This window comes from Serratia sp. CC22-02 (assembly GCF_900182895.1).
Classification (GTDB): domain Bacteria; phylum Pseudomonadota; class Gammaproteobacteria; order Enterobacterales; family Enterobacteriaceae; genus Serratia; species Serratia nevei.
The window spans coordinates 580,228-594,799 of record NZ_FXUD01000002.1; the positions used below are offsets into that span (position 1 = coordinate 580,228).

Annotated in this window: 18 protein-coding genes; 11 read left to right on the top strand and 7 right to left on the bottom strand. The window is 64.2% G+C overall.

Annotated features, from left to right (window positions below; translation table 11 throughout):
- Positions 1-50: 50 nt before the first annotated feature.
- The 9 genes from QOL81_RS09660 (at position 51) to QOL81_RS09700 (ending at position 7,797) form a co-directional block, all read left to right on the top strand.
- On the top strand, positions 51-962 hold the full coding sequence (locus QOL81_RS09660) for a LysR substrate-binding domain-containing protein (protein WP_049200980.1): 912 nt from the start codon (positions 51-53) through the stop codon (positions 960-962).
- A gap of 44 nt (positions 963-1,006) precedes the next feature.
- The gene (locus tag QOL81_RS09665) at positions 1,007-1,375 is read left to right on the top strand and encodes a cell envelope integrity TolA C-terminal domain-containing protein (protein ID WP_047728276.1); all 369 of its coding nucleotides are present in this window, start codon (positions 1,007-1,009) and stop codon (positions 1,373-1,375) included.
- A 140-nt stretch (positions 1,376-1,515) separates the two neighbouring features.
- The gene (locus QOL81_RS09670; protein ID WP_049200976.1) at positions 1,516-1,992 is read left to right on the top strand and encodes an OsmC family protein; all 477 of its coding nucleotides are present in this window, start codon (positions 1,516-1,518) and stop codon (positions 1,990-1,992) included.
- An 89-nt stretch (positions 1,993-2,081) separates the two neighbouring features.
- Positions 2,082-3,113: a fatty acid desaturase gene (locus QOL81_RS09675; RefSeq protein WP_102984078.1), complete on the top strand. Its 1,032-nt coding sequence runs from the start codon at positions 2,082-2,084 to the stop codon at positions 3,111-3,113.
- Between the two features lie 40 nt (positions 3,114-3,153).
- Positions 3,154-4,083, top strand: coding sequence for a glycine betaine ABC transporter substrate-binding protein OsmF (gene osmF / locus QOL81_RS09680; protein WP_047728273.1), 930 nt, complete (start codon positions 3,154-3,156; stop codon positions 4,081-4,083).
- A 61-nt stretch (positions 4,084-4,144) separates the two neighbouring features.
- The gene (locus QOL81_RS09685) at positions 4,145-5,305 is read left to right on the top strand and encodes an ABC transporter permease (RefSeq protein WP_197757729.1); all 1,161 of its coding nucleotides are present in this window, start codon (positions 4,145-4,147) and stop codon (positions 5,303-5,305) included.
- A complete protein-coding gene (locus QOL81_RS09690) occupies positions 5,302-6,237 on the top strand; it encodes an ABC transporter ATP-binding protein (protein WP_197757728.1) in 936 nt (311 codons plus the stop codon). Before QOL81_RS09685 ends, QOL81_RS09690 begins: the two co-directional genes overlap by 4 nt.
- Positions 6,234-7,007: an ABC transporter permease gene (locus QOL81_RS09695; protein ID WP_197757726.1), complete on the top strand. Its 774-nt coding sequence runs from the start codon at positions 6,234-6,236 to the stop codon at positions 7,005-7,007. Before QOL81_RS09690 ends, QOL81_RS09695 begins: the two co-directional genes overlap by 4 nt.
- A 28-nt stretch (positions 7,008-7,035) precedes the next feature.
- Positions 7,036-7,797, top strand: coding sequence for a phosphate/phosphite/phosphonate ABC transporter substrate-binding protein (locus QOL81_RS09700; RefSeq protein ID WP_080432947.1), 762 nt, complete (start codon positions 7,036-7,038; stop codon positions 7,795-7,797).
- A gap of 6 nt (positions 7,798-7,803) precedes the next feature.
- On the opposite strand, the gene QOL81_RS09705 is transcribed toward QOL81_RS09700, so the two are convergent.
- The 3 genes from QOL81_RS09705 to QOL81_RS09715 form a co-directional block, all read right to left on the bottom strand.
- Positions 7,804-8,523 carry an SDR family oxidoreductase gene (locus tag QOL81_RS09705; RefSeq protein WP_141970102.1) on the bottom strand — a complete coding sequence of 240 codons (720 nt, stop codon included), beginning with the start codon at positions 8,521-8,523 and terminating at the stop codon, positions 7,804-7,806.
- A gap of 106 nt (positions 8,524-8,629) precedes the next feature.
- On the bottom strand, positions 8,630-9,010 hold the full coding sequence (locus QOL81_RS09710; protein ID WP_078062023.1) for an HVO_A0114 family putative DNA-binding protein: 381 nt from the start codon (positions 9,008-9,010) through the stop codon (positions 8,630-8,632).
- Positions 9,010-9,375, bottom strand: a complete 366-nt coding sequence (locus QOL81_RS09715; protein ID WP_197757723.1) for a toxin-antitoxin system TumE family protein — start codon at positions 9,373-9,375, stop codon at positions 9,010-9,012. Before QOL81_RS09715 ends, QOL81_RS09710 begins: the two co-directional genes overlap by 1 nt.
- Positions 9,376-9,473: 98 nt before the next feature.
- On the opposite strand from QOL81_RS09715, the gene QOL81_RS09720 reads away from it, so the two are divergent.
- Entirely contained in the window at positions 9,474-10,385 is a 912-nt protein-coding gene (locus tag QOL81_RS09720; RefSeq protein WP_060421184.1) for a LysR family transcriptional regulator, read from the top strand.
- Here the strand turns inward: QOL81_RS09720 and QOL81_RS09725 are convergent.
- From QOL81_RS09725 to QOL81_RS09740, 4 genes are all read right to left on the bottom strand, one after another.
- A complete protein-coding gene (locus QOL81_RS09725) occupies positions 10,373-10,549 on the bottom strand; it encodes a YohO family small membrane protein (RefSeq protein WP_016928550.1) in 177 nt (58 codons plus the stop codon). The genes QOL81_RS09720 and QOL81_RS09725 overlap by 13 nt on opposite strands.
- Before the next feature lie 106 nt (positions 10,550-10,655).
- Entirely contained in the window at positions 10,656-11,576 is a 921-nt protein-coding gene (gene yedA, locus QOL81_RS09730; protein WP_070914023.1) for a drug/metabolite exporter YedA, read from the bottom strand.
- A gap of 109 nt (positions 11,577-11,685) precedes the next feature.
- Positions 11,686-12,180 (bottom strand): DUF2878 domain-containing protein, encoded by a 495-nt coding sequence (locus QOL81_RS09735; RefSeq protein ID WP_049200960.1) that lies wholly within the window; start codon positions 12,178-12,180, stop codon positions 11,686-11,688.
- Positions 12,181-12,358: 178 nt separating this feature from the next.
- The gene (locus QOL81_RS09740) at positions 12,359-13,012 is read right to left on the bottom strand and encodes a helix-turn-helix transcriptional regulator (protein ID WP_060421189.1); all 654 of its coding nucleotides are present in this window, start codon (positions 13,010-13,012) and stop codon (positions 12,359-12,361) included.
- 103 nt (positions 13,013-13,115) lie between these two features.
- On the opposite strand from QOL81_RS09740, the gene QOL81_RS09745 reads away from it, so the two are divergent.
- On the top strand, positions 13,116-14,570 hold the full coding sequence (locus tag QOL81_RS09745) for an MFS transporter (RefSeq protein WP_060440421.1): 1,455 nt from the start codon (positions 13,116-13,118) through the stop codon (positions 14,568-14,570).
- Positions 14,571-14,572: the final 2 nt, after the last annotated feature.

Below are 14,572 nucleotides of genomic sequence, written 5' to 3' on the forward strand. Positions count from 1 at the left end.
CCGCAGAATTTTTGCCGACTTGTTGAGTTTTTTTATACACGGGAGAAAGCATGAGATTAAACCTGGAAGCGCTGCTGATTTTGGACGCGCTGGACCGGCACGGATCTTTCGCCGCCGCGGCCGCCGCACTGTTTAAAACCCCTTCGGCACTCAGCTATATGGTGCAAAAGCTGGAGAACGATCTCGACATCACCCTGCTGGACCGCTCCGGCCACCGGGCGAAGTTCACCGATACCGGCAAGCTGATGCTGGAAAAAGGCCGGGTGTTGCTGCGGGCGGCGCAGGATCTGGAGCAGCAGGCGCGCTACGTGGAGAACGGCTGGGAAAGCGAGATCACGCTCGGGATCGACGCCTCATTCCCGTTCGCCCGCCTGTTGCCACTGATCGACGAGTTCTATCGGCAACATCATCATACCCGGCTGCGTTTCAGCCACGAGGTGCTGGCCGGCTCCTGGGAATCGCTGGTTTATGGCTGCGCCGACATTATCATCGGCGCCATCTGCGAGCCGCCGTCGCGGGTGGGCTATGCGTTCAGCCGGCTGGGGCAGCTGGATTACGTGTTCGCCGTCGCGCCGCAGCATCCGCTGGCGACGCTGCCGGAACCGTTGCCGAAGGACGAAATCCGTCAGCACCGGGCGGTGGTGGTGCGCGATACCTCGCGGGTCAATGCGCCGCAGAGCCTGAACCTGCTCGAAGAGCAGGATACGCTGACGGTCTTCGGCTTCGACGCCAAGCTGCAGGCGCAGTTGGCCGGGTTGGGCTGCGGCTATCTGCCGCGTTCTCTGGCGGAACCTTACCTGAACAGCGGCGAACTGGTGGCGAAACGCGTGGAATCTGAGCGCTGCAGCGACGTTGCCTATTTCGGCTGGCGGGAAAGCGCCAGCGGTCTGGCGGCCAAGTGGTGGCGCGAACGGCTGCAGCGTTACGCGGATGACGGCGAGGCTTACCCGGCGGCGCAGTGAGGGCCACGCGATAAGGATAAATCCCCCCAATAAGGACATAGGGAATGAAAAAGACACTAAGCCTGTTGGCGCTGTTGCTGCTGAGCGGCTGCGGAGCCGGGCGTCAGGCCGGCATCCCGTTGCCGGAGCCGCAGGCCGAGGCGCAGGCCACGGCGCCGCTCAGCTATCCGGTGCGGGTGCATAACGCGGTGAGCCGCGAGCTGCGTTTGCCGGAACGCGCGCGCGGCCAACGCTGCACCATCAGCATTCGGCTACGGCCGGACGGCAAGCTGGCGAGCAGCAAGATCGTAAGAGGCGACGCGCCCCTGTGCGCAGCGGCGAGCGCGGCGGTGCAGCACGCGCAGTTTCCGCCGATGGCCACCGCCACCGAGTACGCGCTGTTCAACGCCGTGGTGCTCGATTTCGTTCCCTGAAGGGAAGTAACGGACGGGCCGCCTGCGCGGCCCGTTTTTTCTCGTTTCGCCGTTTGCGTATTCACGCTTTTCCACCAATAGTGTTTTCCGGGCACGTCTCAAGACGAGGTTGCATTGGCTGGCCAACGGGAGAAAAAGGCATGAAAGGCGAACATCATTATCAGGTGGCGGTCACCTGGCAGGGGAATTTGGGCGCAGGCACCGAGGATTACCGCGCCTACGGGCGCGATCACCTGATCGGCGCCGCGGGCAAGGCAGACATCGCCGGCTCCGCCGATCCGGCCTTCCGCGGCGACGCGACGCGCTGGAACCCGGAAGATTTGCTGGTGGCTTCGCTCAGCGCCTGTCACAAATTATGGTATCTGCATCTGTGCGCCACCTCGGGCATTTCCGTACTGGCCTATCAGGACAACGCCGTCGGGGTGATGCGTGAAGACGCGGCGCGCGGCGGCTTTTTCACCTCGGTGACGCTGCGGCCGCAGGTCACGGTGCGCGACGGCGACGATCTGCAGCTGGCGCAACAGCTGCATGAGAAGGCGCATCACCTGTGCTTTATCGCCAACTCGGTGAATTTCCCGGTGGCCTGCGAACCGCAGGCCGCGTACGCAACCCGCTGAATTTTCACTTAGCTTTGCCATTTTCGTTATTTTGAACGCCGCTACGGCTCGCGGATACTGAGAGAAAATCTCTCACCGCGAGCCGCAGCATGTCCCATGCCCACTATTTGCACCCCGAACAGCGCGAACGAATCAGGCAGCTTTATCGGCGCCGCTATTGGCGAATGGAATTGCCCACCTGGGGGATCATGGCGGCGGTGTACGGCGGCTGGTTCGGCGTGGCGCTGGGCTGGCAAACGCTGGGCCCGTGGCTTGGTGCGCCGCTGTTGATTCTCCTGACCACCTGGTACCTGTCGTTGCAACACGAGCTGATCCACGGCCATCCGACGCGCTGGCCGCGCGTCAATCAGCTGTTCGGCCTGTTGCCGCTGGCGGTGTGGTATCCCTATGGGCTGTATCGCGATTCGCATCTGCGCCACCACCGCAACGACCACCTGACCGATCCGCACGAAGATCCCGAAAGCTATTACTTCAGCGCCGCGCAGTGGCGGCGCTATCCCCGCCTGTTGCCGCTGCTGGCCGCCGTGCGCAATACGCTGATCGGCCGGGTGCTCCTCGGCCCGGCGTTGGATATCGCCGCGACCCTGGCTGGGGCGGTGAAAGCGCTTGCCGCCGGGGAGTGGCGTACCTGGGTGATGTGGGGAGTGCACCTGCCGCTGTTGGCGATGTTGCTGAACTGGCTGCAGGCGCAGGGTATCGGTGCGGCGTTTTACCTGCTGGCCATCAGCTACCCGGCGCTGGCGCTGACCAAGGTAAGATCGTTTTTTGAGCATCGCGCCGTGGACGCACCGCAGGCACGTTCTATTATTAATGAGGCGGGCTGGCCGTGGCGGCTGCTGTTTCTCAATCTGAACTACCATTTAGTGCATCACGATCTGCCCGGCCTGCCCTGGTACGGTTTGCGCGAAGTCTATCTGGCGGAGCGTGAGGCATATCAGCGGCGCAGCCAGGGATTTGTCGCGCAGGGTTACGGCGAGTGGCTGCGCGATTACGCCTTGACGCCGATCGACGTTGGCGTGCATCCGTTGCGCGCCGATGAACCGCAGGGAGAAGGCGATGCCCTGCCGACGGAAAAATTTATTGCGCGCTGGAAGCGCGTTTCTCAGGATTTTCCAACCTAACCGGCCCATGAGCCGGAAAACGTATAACCAGAGGAAAAGTATGGCAATCACCTTATCACGCGGACGTTCCTTTGCCGTCGCGCTGGCCCTGCTGGCCACCGGCGGTCTGGCGCAGGCGGCCGACTCGGTGCGCGTCGGCTCCAAGATCGATACCGAAGGTTCGCTGCTCGGCAACCTCATCGTGCAGGTGCTGGAAGCCAACGGCATCAAGACCACCAACAAGCTGCAGCTCGGCACCACCAAGGTGCTGCGCGGCGCCATCACCTCCGGCGAGATCGACATCTACCCGGAATACACCGGCAACGGCGCGTTTTTCTTCTCCGATGAGAAAGATCCGGCGTGGAAGAACGCCCAGGCCGGCTTCGAGAAGGTGAAGCAGCTCGACTACGACAAAAACAAAATCGTCTGGCTGGACGCGGCGCCGGCCAACAACACCTGGACCATCGCCATTCGTCAGGACGTGGCGGAGGCCAACCATCTGAAGACGCTGTCGGATCTCGGCAAGTGGATCAACGGCGGCGGCAAGTTCAAGCTGGCGGCCTCGGCGGAATTTATCGAGCGGCCGGATGCGCTGCCGGCGTTCCAGAACGCCTACGGTTTCAAACTGAATCAGGATCAGCTGCTGTCCCTGGCCGGCGGTGACACGGCGGTGACCATCAAGGCGGCGGCGGAGCAGACCTCCGGCGTCAACGCGGCGATGGCCTACGGCACCGATGGCCCGGTGGCGGCGCTGGGGCTGCAGACGCTGGCGGACCCGAAAGGCGTACAGCCGATCTACGCGCCGGCGCCGATCGTGCGCGAAGCGGCGTTGAAGGCGCACGCCAATCTGCCTGAGCTGCTCAAGCCGGTATTCGCCTCGCTGGACGGGCCGACGCTGCAAAAACTCAACGCGCAGATCGCCGTGGAAGGCCAGGACGCCAAACAGGTGGCGGCCGCTTACCTGAAAGAGAAAGGGTTTGTTAAGGGATAATGCCGAGGTGCCCCCTCTGCCGTCGGGAGAGGGGGTAAACCGAGGGAGCCGGAGCGTTTCTTTGACTATCGCCGTAAAACATCGCGTCTTGTTGACGCTGTTCATGCTGTTGCTGCTGGCCGCGTTTGGCCTGCCGTTCCTCAGTTATGCCCCCAATCGCCTGTTGTCGGGCAAAAGCCTCTCCTTGTTCTCCCTGCTGCACGGCCCGGCGCTGTGGCTGCTGTTGCCGCTGGCGGCATTGGCGATCCTCAGCCTGTTACCGCCGACGCGGGGGCGGGCGCTGCTGGCGGCGCTGGCCGCCTGCGGGGTGCTGACGCTGGCATTCTGGATCAGCGGACAGGCCGCCGAACGCCTGGCGCAGGAGGGATCGCGTCTGGCGCGCACCTCCTGGGGCAGCGGATGCTGGCTGACGATGGCGCTGAGCCTGCTGATCGCCGCCGACGCCATGGCGCGCCTCACCGCGTCGCACCTGTGGCGCATGCTGGGCAACGCGCTGGTGCTGGTGCCGCCGGCGCTGCTGCTGTTCGGGCATCAGCTCGATCAGCTGTCGCTGCTGAAGGAGTACCACAATCGCCAGGAGGTGTTTGACGCCGCGCTGTTGCAGCACCTGACCATTCTGCTGGCGACGATGGCGCCGGCGCTGGCGATCGGCGTGCCGCTCGGGGTGCTGTGTTTTCGCTCCGAACGCTGGCAGCGGCCGATTTTCTCCGCGCTGAACATTATCCAGACCGTGCCGTCCATCGCGCTGTTCGGCCTGCTGATCGCGCCATTGGCGGGGCTGGCGACGGCGGTGCCCTGGCTGGCGGAGCACGGCGTCAGCGGCATCGGCATGGCGCCGGCGATCGTAGCGCTGGTGCTGTACGCGCTGTTGCCGCTGGTGCGCAGCGTGGTGGCGGGGCTGCAAAGCGTGCCGGCCGGGGTGATCGAATCCGCCACCGGCGTGGGGCTGACGCGCGGGCAGATCTTCCTGCGCGTGCAGCTGCCGTTGGCGCTGCCGCTGTTCCTGACCGGCGTGCGCATCCTGGCGGTGCAAACCGTCGGCATGGCGGTGGTGGCGGCGCTGATCGGCGCCGGCGGCTTTGGCGCCATCGTGTTCCAGGGGCTGCTCAGCAGCGCGCTGGATCTGGTTTTGCTGGGGGTGATCCCGGTGGTCATGATGGCGGTCATCGTCGATTCGCTGTTTAAATTTTGGGTTTCAATCCTGGACGTATCGCGCCGATGATTCACTTTGAGCAAGTCAGCAAAATTTTTCAGGGCAAGCCGGCGGTGGACGATCTCACGCTGCACATCGCCGAGGGCGAATTCACCGTGTTGATCGGCACCTCGGGTTCCGGCAAGTCCACGACGTTAAAAATGATCAATCGCCTGATCGAACACGATCGGGGCAAGATTCTCTTTGCCGGCGAAGAGATCCAGTCGTTCAAACCGCAGGATCTGCGGCGGCGCATGGGCTATGCGATCCAGTCGATCGGCCTGTTCCCGCACTGGACGGTGGAGGAGAACATCGCCACCGTGCCGCAGCTGCTGAAATGGCCGCGCGCGCGCATTCGCGATCGGGTGACCGAACTGCTGGAGCTGTTGCATCTGGAGCCGGATCTGTTTCGCCGCCGCTACCCGCATCAGCTGTCCGGCGGGCAGCAGCAGCGGGTGGGGGTAGCGCGCGCGCTGGCCGCCGATCCCGAGGTGTTGCTGATGGACGAACCGTTCGGCGCGCTGGATCCGGTCACCCGTGCGGCGCTGCAGGCGGAGATCGCGCGCATCCATCAGCTCTCCGGCCGCACCATCGTGCTGGTGACGCACGACATCGATGAAGCGCTGGGCTTGGCGGATCGCCTGGTGCTGCTCGATCAGGGGCGGGTGGTGCAACAGGGCACGCCGCTGGCGCTGCTGACCGCGCCGGCCAACGACTTCGTGCGGGATTTCTTCGGGCGCAGCGATCGCGGCATCAAGCTGCTGTCGCTGGGAACGGTGGCGGAGCGGGTGCGGCCCGGCGCCACCGAGGGCGAACCGATCGCCGCCGCCATGAGCCTGCGCGAGGCGCTGTCGGTGTTTGTGGCGCGCGGCAGCGACTGCCTGCCGGTGGTGGATGAACGGGGCGAAGCGTTGGGGGTGTTGCACTTTAACGATCTGATCGCCGGGCAGGCGCTGTCATGAGCGGGCGCGTCTGGCGCCTGTTGCGCGATCCGCTGCCCTGGACGCTGGCGCTGCTGTTGGCGCTGGTGTTCGGCATGGATCATCTGCGCGGCCTGTTCTCCGCCTGGTTCCCCGATCTGGAGCGGCCCATTTATCAGCAGGACAGCTTTATCGCGCTGGTGGGGGCGCACCTGTCGCTGGTGGCGATCTCCAGCCTGATCGCGGTGGCTCTCGGCGTGGCGGCCGGCGTGGCCGTCACCCGGCGCAGCGGTCGGGAGTTTCGTTCGCTGGTGGAAACGGTGGTGGCGGTGGGGCAGACCTTCCCGCCGGTGGCGGTGCTGGCGGTAGCGGTGCCGGTGATGGGCTTCAGCGAACAGCCGGCGATCATTGCGCTGGTGCTGTACGGCCTGCTGCCGATCCTGCAGGGCACGCTGGCGGGCATCGAATCGGTGCCGCCTGCCACGCGCGAGATTGCCCGCGGCGTGGGGATGAGCGCCTGGCAAATTCTGTGGCGGATCGAATTGCCGCTGGCGGCGCCGGTGATCGTCGCCGGGATCCGCACGTCGGTGATCATCAACATCGGCACGGCGGCCATCGCTTCCACCGTCGGCACCAAAACCCTCGGCTCGCCGATCATCATCGGTCTGAGCGGGTTTAACACCGCCTATGTGATCCAGGGCGCGGCGGTGGTGGCGTTGTTGGCTATTATCACCGATATGCTGTTCGAACGTTGGGTGCGTTATCTCACCGCCTGGCGTCAGCAGACGCTGGCGACCACTCCGGCGGGGTAAGGGGGAAATGATGCAGGTGTCTCTACCGATGTACGGCGTTGGCCGGGAGCAGGCCGAATCCTTCTGGCAGGTATTGCGCGACAAGCTGCTGCGGCTGGGGCTGCCGGCGGCGCCGGAGCGGCTCAGCTGGCCGGACGATCTGGCGCAGCACTGGCGGCGCGACGATCTGCTGCTCAGCCAAACCTGCGGTTATCCGTTGGTCAGCACCCTGTCGCAGGTGCAGCTGATCGGCACCTACCATTACCGGGTTGAAGGGTGCGACGGGCCGAATTACCGCAGTTGGCTGGTGGTGCGTGCGGGCGATCCCGGCGAACGGCTGGCGGATTTTCGCGGCCGGACGGTGGCTTATAACAGCACCGATTCCCAGTCCGGCTACAACGGCCTGCGCGCGCTGATCGCGCCGTTGGCGCAGGACGGGAAATTCTTCGGTGCGGCGATGGCCTCCGGCGCGCATTATCAGTCGCTGAAGCTGATTCGCAGCGGGCAGGCGGATATCGCCGCCATCGATTCGATCAGCATGGAACTGCTGCGTCGCGCGCAGCCGCAGGCGTTGGAGGGGCTGAAAATCATCGGCCGCACGGCGGCGGTGCCCGGCCTGCCGCTGATCACCGCGGCGGGTACGCCGCCGGAACAGGTGGAAATCCTGCGCGCCGGCGCCCGGGCGATGCTGGATGAGGCGGTCAGCGACCGCCTGCTGATCGGCGATTTCAGCCTGGTGCCGCGTTCGGCCTACCAGATTATCACCGTGCTGGAACAGCAGGCCGCCGCGCAGGGCGTGACGGCGCTCTAGCCGCCGTTACAACAGGCCGCCGCCGTCGATGTCGATCACGCTGCCGGTCACGAAGCCGTTCTCCATCGCCAGCAGGTAACCCGCCGCGACGTCGGCCGCCTGGCCGACCCTGCCGACCGGCAGGCTGCCGCCAACCCGTTCGAACAGCGCCTGACGCTGCGCGGCGCTCATGCCGTCGTAGGCTTCGGTGGCGGTGATGCCGGGGCTGACCACGTTCACCCGCCGCGGCGCCAGCTCCTTCGCCAGCTGCTTGCCGGCCGCTTCCAGCGCGGCGTTGATGGCGGTTTTGACCAGCTGACCGCCGAGGTATTTACGCGACAGCTGGCCGGAAGTCAGGGTGATGGAGCCCTGTGGCGCCAGCGTCGGCAGCGCCGCCTGCACCGCGCGCAAACTGCCCCAAAATTTGACGTTGAAGTCGGCCTGCGCCCGTTCCAGGGTGGTCTCCGCCAGCGGCTTGGCCTCCACCAGCGGCCCGGCGGTGATCACCAAATGGTCGAAAGCGCCGACGGCGGCAAACAGCGCGTGCAGCGACGCTTCATCGGTCAGATCGGCCTGCATCAGGCGCAGCGCGTCGTTCTTCTCCCTGGCGTGGGGCAGGCGGCGCGAAGCCAGCACCACTTCAGCGCCGCGCGCCGCCGCCGCGTAGGCCACCGCGGCGCCAATACCGCTGGTGCCGCCCAGGATCACCAGTTTCTGTCGTTTCAGAGGGGAATCGGGAATCGTCATGTTAAGGCCTCTTTTAGGCTAAGTTTCAACGGGATCTATCTTTCCTGATTGAAAATGACCTAACAATTGGCCTTGCTGACAAACACTTATTAATATCTTTTAAAGATCACGCAGCGCTAAAGCGGGCATTTAACTTCTGATCCACGATAATTTCGAAATCGGTAAACAGCGCTCGGGGCTTTACCGAGCGCCCCTGTTTTTCCAGTGCCACCAGGCCGTGCCCGCTCAGCGTTTTCAGCGTGGTTGACAGGTTGCTGACCTGCCGACCGGACAGTTCGGCCAGCTGGCTGATGGTCTCGGGGCGGGCGGTGTCGATAAGACGCAGCAGGGCGATATTCTCGTTGCTGAGCACCTGAGCCAGCGCAATCATCGACGTGAACCAGACTTTGGGTTCACGTTCCTGCGGCTGGTATTCCCCTTTCGCGATCGCCAGTATGCGCTTGCGAATCAGTTCTTCGGGCATCACGCCAATCAGTGCTTTCATCATCAACCTCGGTTTTCTCTCTTGCGTATGACTTCGTCTATCCGGGTAAAAAAATCTTCCACCAACTGATAGGCGGAATGAAACTCGTAGGGTGAGCCTTTGTCCGTCGGGGTGTCATGTTGGTGATCGTAAACGAAGCGGCCTGAAAATTTACCTTTGCGAGGGGTTTTAATGGCATGCGCGTTATCTATGCCAAAAACCCGGGTATTGTGGTTATCATGCAAGGTCAAATTGTAACGGATGCCGTGAGGGATAAAGGCCGTTTGGGTCACCGTCCAAGCCTCGATTTTCCACCAATAGCCATCCTCACGATTGACCCGCGTGCCGTGCAGGCTAAGGATGTAGTCCAGTCCATTGTGTTCATCCATTGATCAAAGCTCCATTTATTATGATCTAATCATAACTATTGAGCGTTTTATCGTCAACCCGTTACGCCGTGAAACCGGCTCTCCAAGAAGGGAAACGCATGACCTCATTTGTCGATCTCGAGGTGTTTGTCCGCACGGTGGACGGCGGCAGTTTTTCCGCCGCGGCGCGCGCGCTGGATATAACGCCGGCGGCGGCCAGCATCGCGGTGAAAAGGCTGGAGCAGCAGCTGGGCGCGCGGCTGCTAGTGCGTTCCACCCGCAGCCTGCGGTTGACGGAGGAGGGCGCCCGCTATCTCGACAGCGCGCGCCTGGCGCTGGGCGCGTTGGCTGAAGGGGAGCAGGCGATCCGCGAAAAGCACCAGGGGCTGTCCGGGGTGCTGCAGATTTCCGCGCCGTCGGATTTCGGCCGTAATCTGCTGTTAGGCTGGCTGGACGAGTTCCGGCAAGAGCATCCGCATATTCAGCTGCAGCTCCTGATCAACGATCGGCAGGCCGATCTGTTCCGCGAACCGGTGGACGTGGCGTTGCGTTTCGGGGCGCTGGCCGACTCTTCGCTGGTGGCGCTGCCTATTTTGCCGCAGCACCGGCGGCTGATTTGCGCCAGCCCGGATTATCTGCGGCGGCATGGCGTGCCGCAAACGCCGGCCGATCTGGCCCGGCACAGCATTCTGGTGTATCAGCCCAGCGGCAAACGGCAGGTGGAATGGCGGCTATGGCGCGGTGAGGAGCTGGTCGAAGTGCCGCTGAACGGCAGCTATTTTACCGATGACGGCGAGATCGCGCGACGCTGGGCGCTGGCCGGCCACGGGGTGGTGCGCAAGTCGGCGATCGACGTGGCGGCGGATATTCGCGCCGGGCGGCTGGTGCAACTGCTGCCGGAATGGCGCAGCGACGCGGTGCCGATCAATCTGGTCTGCCCGCATCGCTCGCAGGTGTCGGAACGCGTCAGGCAGCTTCAGCGCTTTTTACAGCAGCGCTGCCAGCGTTGGATGGACGATCACTTGGCCTGAAGGGTTTCGGTTTGCGCCGGCGTGGCGGCGGCATCCCCGGCAGGCGCGCTTTCTTCGTGCGGGGTAGTAGAACGGGTGTAGATGTTCAGCCCGGCGAGAAATACGCCGCCCAAAGAACCGAAGGCGCACAGGGCGATGACGATGACGAACGCTTTTTTCAGCATAGGAATAATTTCGCAGGTTGCTTGGAACAGCGGGAATTATAGCCCCTTCACCGGGTGAAACAAGAATCGTTTTTAACGGCGGCCCACAGACCGCCTTTTGCGATCGCTACCGTTCGCTGTCGATGGCCTGCACGCGGGCCGGGCGGGCGAACAGGTATTTCCCCAGCGTCACCAGCACCACCGCCGCCACGATGATCGCCAGCGCCAGCCACTCGCGCGGCGCCAGCGATTCGCCGGCAAAACCGATGCCGAGCAGCACCGCCACCACCGGGTTGACGTAGGCGTAGCTGGTGGCGACCGCCGGGCGCACGTTCTTCAACAAAAACATATAGGCGCTGATCGCCAGCATCGAACCGAAGACGATCAGGTACCCCAGCGCCAGAAAGCCGCTGGTGCTCGGCATCTGAGTCAGGTGTTCGCCGCTCAGCTGGCTGGCGACCAATAACACCACGCCGGCGACCAGCATCTCCGCCGCGCCGGCCATCGGCCCGGCCGGCAGCGAGATGCGCGATCCCAATACCGAGCCGAAGGCCCAGCTGGCCGACGCCAGCAAAATGAGCAGCGCGCCGGTCGGGTTGCCCACCAGGTTGTTGCCGGTGTTGAGCAGCACGATGCCCACCAGCCCGAGCGCGATGCCGGCCCATTCCAGTTTGGTGTTGCGCATGCCCCACAGCAGGCTGAAGCAGAGGGTGAACAGCGGCACCGTCGCCACCATCACCGCGGCGATGCCGGACGGTACGTGTTGGTGCTCCGCTACCGTCACCAGGCCGTTGCCCACCGCCAGCAGCAGAATGCCGATGACGCCGGCGGCCAGCCACTGCTTCGGCGTCGGCAGCGCGTGGCCGCGCCAGGCCAGGAAGCTGAACAGCACGATGCCGGCGGTCAGAAAGCGAATGCCGGCCATCATCAGCGGCGGCCACTGCGCGACGCCGAGGCGAATGACGAAATAGGTGGAACCCCAAACGATATATAACGTGAACAACGCCCCGATCAACGGCAGGACGCTACGGCTTGGTTGGCTAAGCATAGGATTGTATTTTGCAGGGATGATTATTATTAGAACGCTCAGTAAACCCGATCGGGCAACCGATAAGCAATGGCCTGCGGCATTATTTTTCCCGGCCGCTGCCCGCCGTTCAGCTGTCCCGTCGTTTCCACTGCAGCCAGCTGACGGCCGGCAGATAAATCGACCAGCCGACCGCCAGCAGCAGCAGCATGAACTCCGGCGGCACGCCGGGCAGCAAGGCGTCCAGCTTCCAGGATACGGCGTAGGCGAAGGGGCCGACGGCGGCGCCCAGCACCGCCAGCGGCCAGGGGGCCGCTCTGACCACGTCCAGCAACCAATACCACCAGCAGCCGAAACCGATCCAAAGCGCGATGGCCCAGAGCGGCAGGCCGTGTTGCCCGCTGTAGTGCAGCACGCCGCTGTAGCTCCAAAGCCCATCCATGCCGATGCCGCCCAAGGCGGCCAGGGCCGCGCCTTTACGGCGGGCGGCGGGGGTAAAAATCAGCGCCAGCGCCGCGCCGGCCAGCAGTATGCCGTTGAGCCGATCGCGAGTCAGCAGCGCCAGCAGCCAGCAGACGCCCAGTCCCAGCGTCGCCAGCCAGAATCCGGCATGCGGCTTCTTCATCGTTCAACTCCCGTGGGGTTACTCTGCCGCTAGCGCGCCAGGCGCCGACGGATTTCTCAGGGCGGGCGCGAGGCCCGCTGTTTGCCTGAATGTTCGTTAATTCAACCTTAGAAGGGAAGGTGCGGGGTGCACAAGCAGAATAATCTGTACCGGTTGAAAACGTGGGCAAAAACCGGTGTTACAGGAGCGAAATGCGGTAGGCGCAGCGGCGCGAGCCGGCCAGAATGTGTTCGGCGCGCTCTACCTGCGCCTGCAGCACTTCGGTGAAGATACTCAACTCCGCCCGGCAGAAGCCCTGGCAGACGGTGGCGGCGGCGCAGATCGGGCAGTGATTTTCCACCAGCAGATAGGTACCGTCCTCTTCCTGGCGCCATTCGGCCATATAGCCTTCGCGGCAGCGGATCTCGGTCAGGCGCGCCACGCGCTCCTGCAGATCGGCGGCGCCGATCATCGCCTGCTTGTAGTTGATGCGGTTTTCCTGCTCGCGGGTCTCGATCAGCACGTCGAGCGCCTGTTCGCCCAGCTTGTCGCGCACGGTGCGCAGCAGCTGCACCGTCAGATCCGCATGGGTGTCGGGAAAGCGCGCGTTGCCAGCCGAGGTCAAATGCCACAGCTGCACCGGGCGGCCCACGCCGCGCGTTTCCGCCACCGCTTCGACCAGCCCCTCTTTCGCCAGCTTGACGAACTGCTGGCGGGCCGCCTCACCGGTGGTGCCGAGCACCTTTCCTGCGTCAGAAGCTTGCTGCGGGCCGCGGGTTTTCAATAGCGTCAGCAAGCGGTCACTGACCGATTGTGCGGTGCTGCCGCTATTTTCCAAGTTTATTCTTGACATATTTCTCCGCCTCGCCCTAACTTATTCCAAGATAACTCTTGTTAAATTTAACGCAATCTCATGACCAACTCAATGCCATTCCTCTGAAAACAGGACGACAACCGTGATAACCCATGACGATAGCCGCTGGAGCGACCTCTTCTCCGGCAAAAATGCGGCCAGTGCGATCGCGCTTTCGCTCGGCGTAGCGCTGCATGCCATCAATATTCTGGTCGCCACCACCATTCTGCCCTCGGTGGTGCAGGATATCGGCGGGCTGGATCTCTACGCCTGGAACACCACGCTGTTCGTGGTGGCGTCGATCCTCGGCTCCGCGCTGTCGGCCCGCTTGCTCAGCGGCTACGGCGCGCGCAGCGCCTATCTGGTGGCTTCGCTGTTCTTCATCGCCGGGGCGGCGCTGTGTGCGCTGGCGCCGAGCATGCCGGTGATGCTGATCGGCCGCACGGTGCAAGGCTTCGGCGGCGGGCTGATCTTTGCGCTCTCCTACGCGATGATCAACCTGGTGTTCGAGCAGCGATTGTGGCCGCGCGCCATGGCGCTCATCTCGGCGATGTGGGGCATCGCCACCCTGGTGGGGCCGGCGGTGGGCGGCATTTTCGCCGAGCTGCACGCCTGGCGTTGGGCCTTCGGCATTCTGCTGCCGATCATGGCGCTGTACGCCGCGTTTACCTTCCTGATCCTGCCCAAGGGCAAAGCGCAGCAGGCGGCCGCGCCGTTGCCGGCCGCCCAGCTGCTGCTGTTGACCGTGGCGGTGCTGGTGGTGTCCGCCGGCAGCCTGGCGCACAGCGCCTGGATCAACCTGGCGGGCATCGCGCTCTCGCTGCTGCTGATGGCCTGGCTGCTGAAGCGTGAAGCGCACTCGAGAGCCCGTCTGTTACCGCACGGCGCACTGCGGCGCGGATCATCGTTGGCGGCGCTCTACATCACGACCGCGTTGCTGGTGATCGGCATGACCAGCGAGATCTTCGTGCCGTATTTCCTGCAGCTGCTGCACGGCCAGTCGCCGCTGATCTCCGGCTATATCGCCGCTGCCATGGCCGCCGGCTGGACGCTGTCCGAGATCCTCAGCTCCGGCTGGCGCGGGGCGGGTATTCGCCGGGCGATCGTCAGCGGGCCGCTGTTTGTGCTGGTGGGGCTGCTGGCGCTGGCGATCCTGATGCCGGTGCCGTCCGGTGGCCACTGGCAGGCGCTGGCGCCGATCGTCATTGCGCTGTTGCTGGTGGGATTCGGCATCGGTTTCGGCTGGCCGCACCTGCTGACGCGCATTTTGCAGGTGGCGCCTGAGGCGGACAAAGACATCGCCGGCGCTTCCATTACCACGGTGCAGCTGTTCGCCACCGCGTTCGGGGCGGCGCTGGCCGGGATGACGGCCAATCTGGCGGGGCTGAACGATCCGGGCGGGGCGGTGGGCGCGGCGTCGGCGGCGCGTTGGCTGTTCCTGGCGTTCGCGCTGGCGCCGCTGCTGGCGGTGTTCAGCGCCTGGCGCTGCGCGGCGATCGCGCCGCCGGGCGCCGAGACGGGCAATTTTGTACAAACCCCGCCCTCGCGTGAGTGCTAGAA

Coding starts and splice junctions, on each gene's coding strand:
- QOL81_RS09690 (WP_197757728.1), top strand. CDS start 5,302: ATGATTCACTTTGAGCAAGTCAGCAAAATTTTTCAGGGCAAGCCGGCG.
- QOL81_RS09735 (WP_049200960.1), bottom strand. CDS start 12,180: ATGAAGAAGCCGCATGCCGGATTCTGGCTGGCGACGCTGGGACTGGGC.
- QOL81_RS09725 (WP_016928550.1), bottom strand. CDS start 10,549: ATGCTGAAAAAAGCGTTCGTCATCGTCATCGCCCTGTGCGCCTTCGGT.
- QOL81_RS09695 (WP_197757726.1), top strand. CDS start 6,234: ATGAGCGGGCGCGTCTGGCGCCTGTTGCGCGATCCGCTGCCCTGGACG.
- QOL81_RS09675 (WP_102984078.1), top strand. CDS start 2,082: ATGTCCCATGCCCACTATTTGCACCCCGAACAGCGCGAACGAATCAGG.
- QOL81_RS09665 (WP_047728276.1), top strand. CDS start 1,007: ATGAAAAAGACACTAAGCCTGTTGGCGCTGTTGCTGCTGAGCGGCTGC.
- QOL81_RS09715 (WP_197757723.1), bottom strand. CDS start 9,375: ATGGATGAACACAATGGACTGGACTACATCCTTAGCCTGCACGGCACG.
- QOL81_RS09705 (WP_141970102.1), bottom strand. CDS start 8,523: ATGACGATTCCCGATTCCCCTCTGAAACGACAGAAACTGGTGATCCTG.
- QOL81_RS09670 (WP_049200976.1), top strand. CDS start 1,516: ATGAAAGGCGAACATCATTATCAGGTGGCGGTCACCTGGCAGGGGAAT.
- QOL81_RS09720 (WP_060421184.1), top strand. CDS start 9,474: ATGACCTCATTTGTCGATCTCGAGGTGTTTGTCCGCACGGTGGACGGC.
- QOL81_RS09660 (WP_049200980.1), top strand. CDS start 51: ATGAGATTAAACCTGGAAGCGCTGCTGATTTTGGACGCGCTGGACCGG.
- QOL81_RS09700 (WP_080432947.1), top strand. CDS start 7,036: ATGTACGGCGTTGGCCGGGAGCAGGCCGAATCCTTCTGGCAGGTATTG.
- osmF (WP_047728273.1), top strand. CDS start 3,154: ATGGCAATCACCTTATCACGCGGACGTTCCTTTGCCGTCGCGCTGGCC.
- QOL81_RS09710 (WP_078062023.1), bottom strand. CDS start 9,010: ATGATGAAAGCACTGATTGGCGTGATGCCCGAAGAACTGATTCGCAAG.
- QOL81_RS09740 (WP_060421189.1), bottom strand. CDS start 13,012: ATGTCAAGAATAAACTTGGAAAATAGCGGCAGCACCGCACAATCGGTC.
- yedA (WP_070914023.1), bottom strand. CDS start 11,576: ATGCTTAGCCAACCAAGCCGTAGCGTCCTGCCGTTGATCGGGGCGTTG.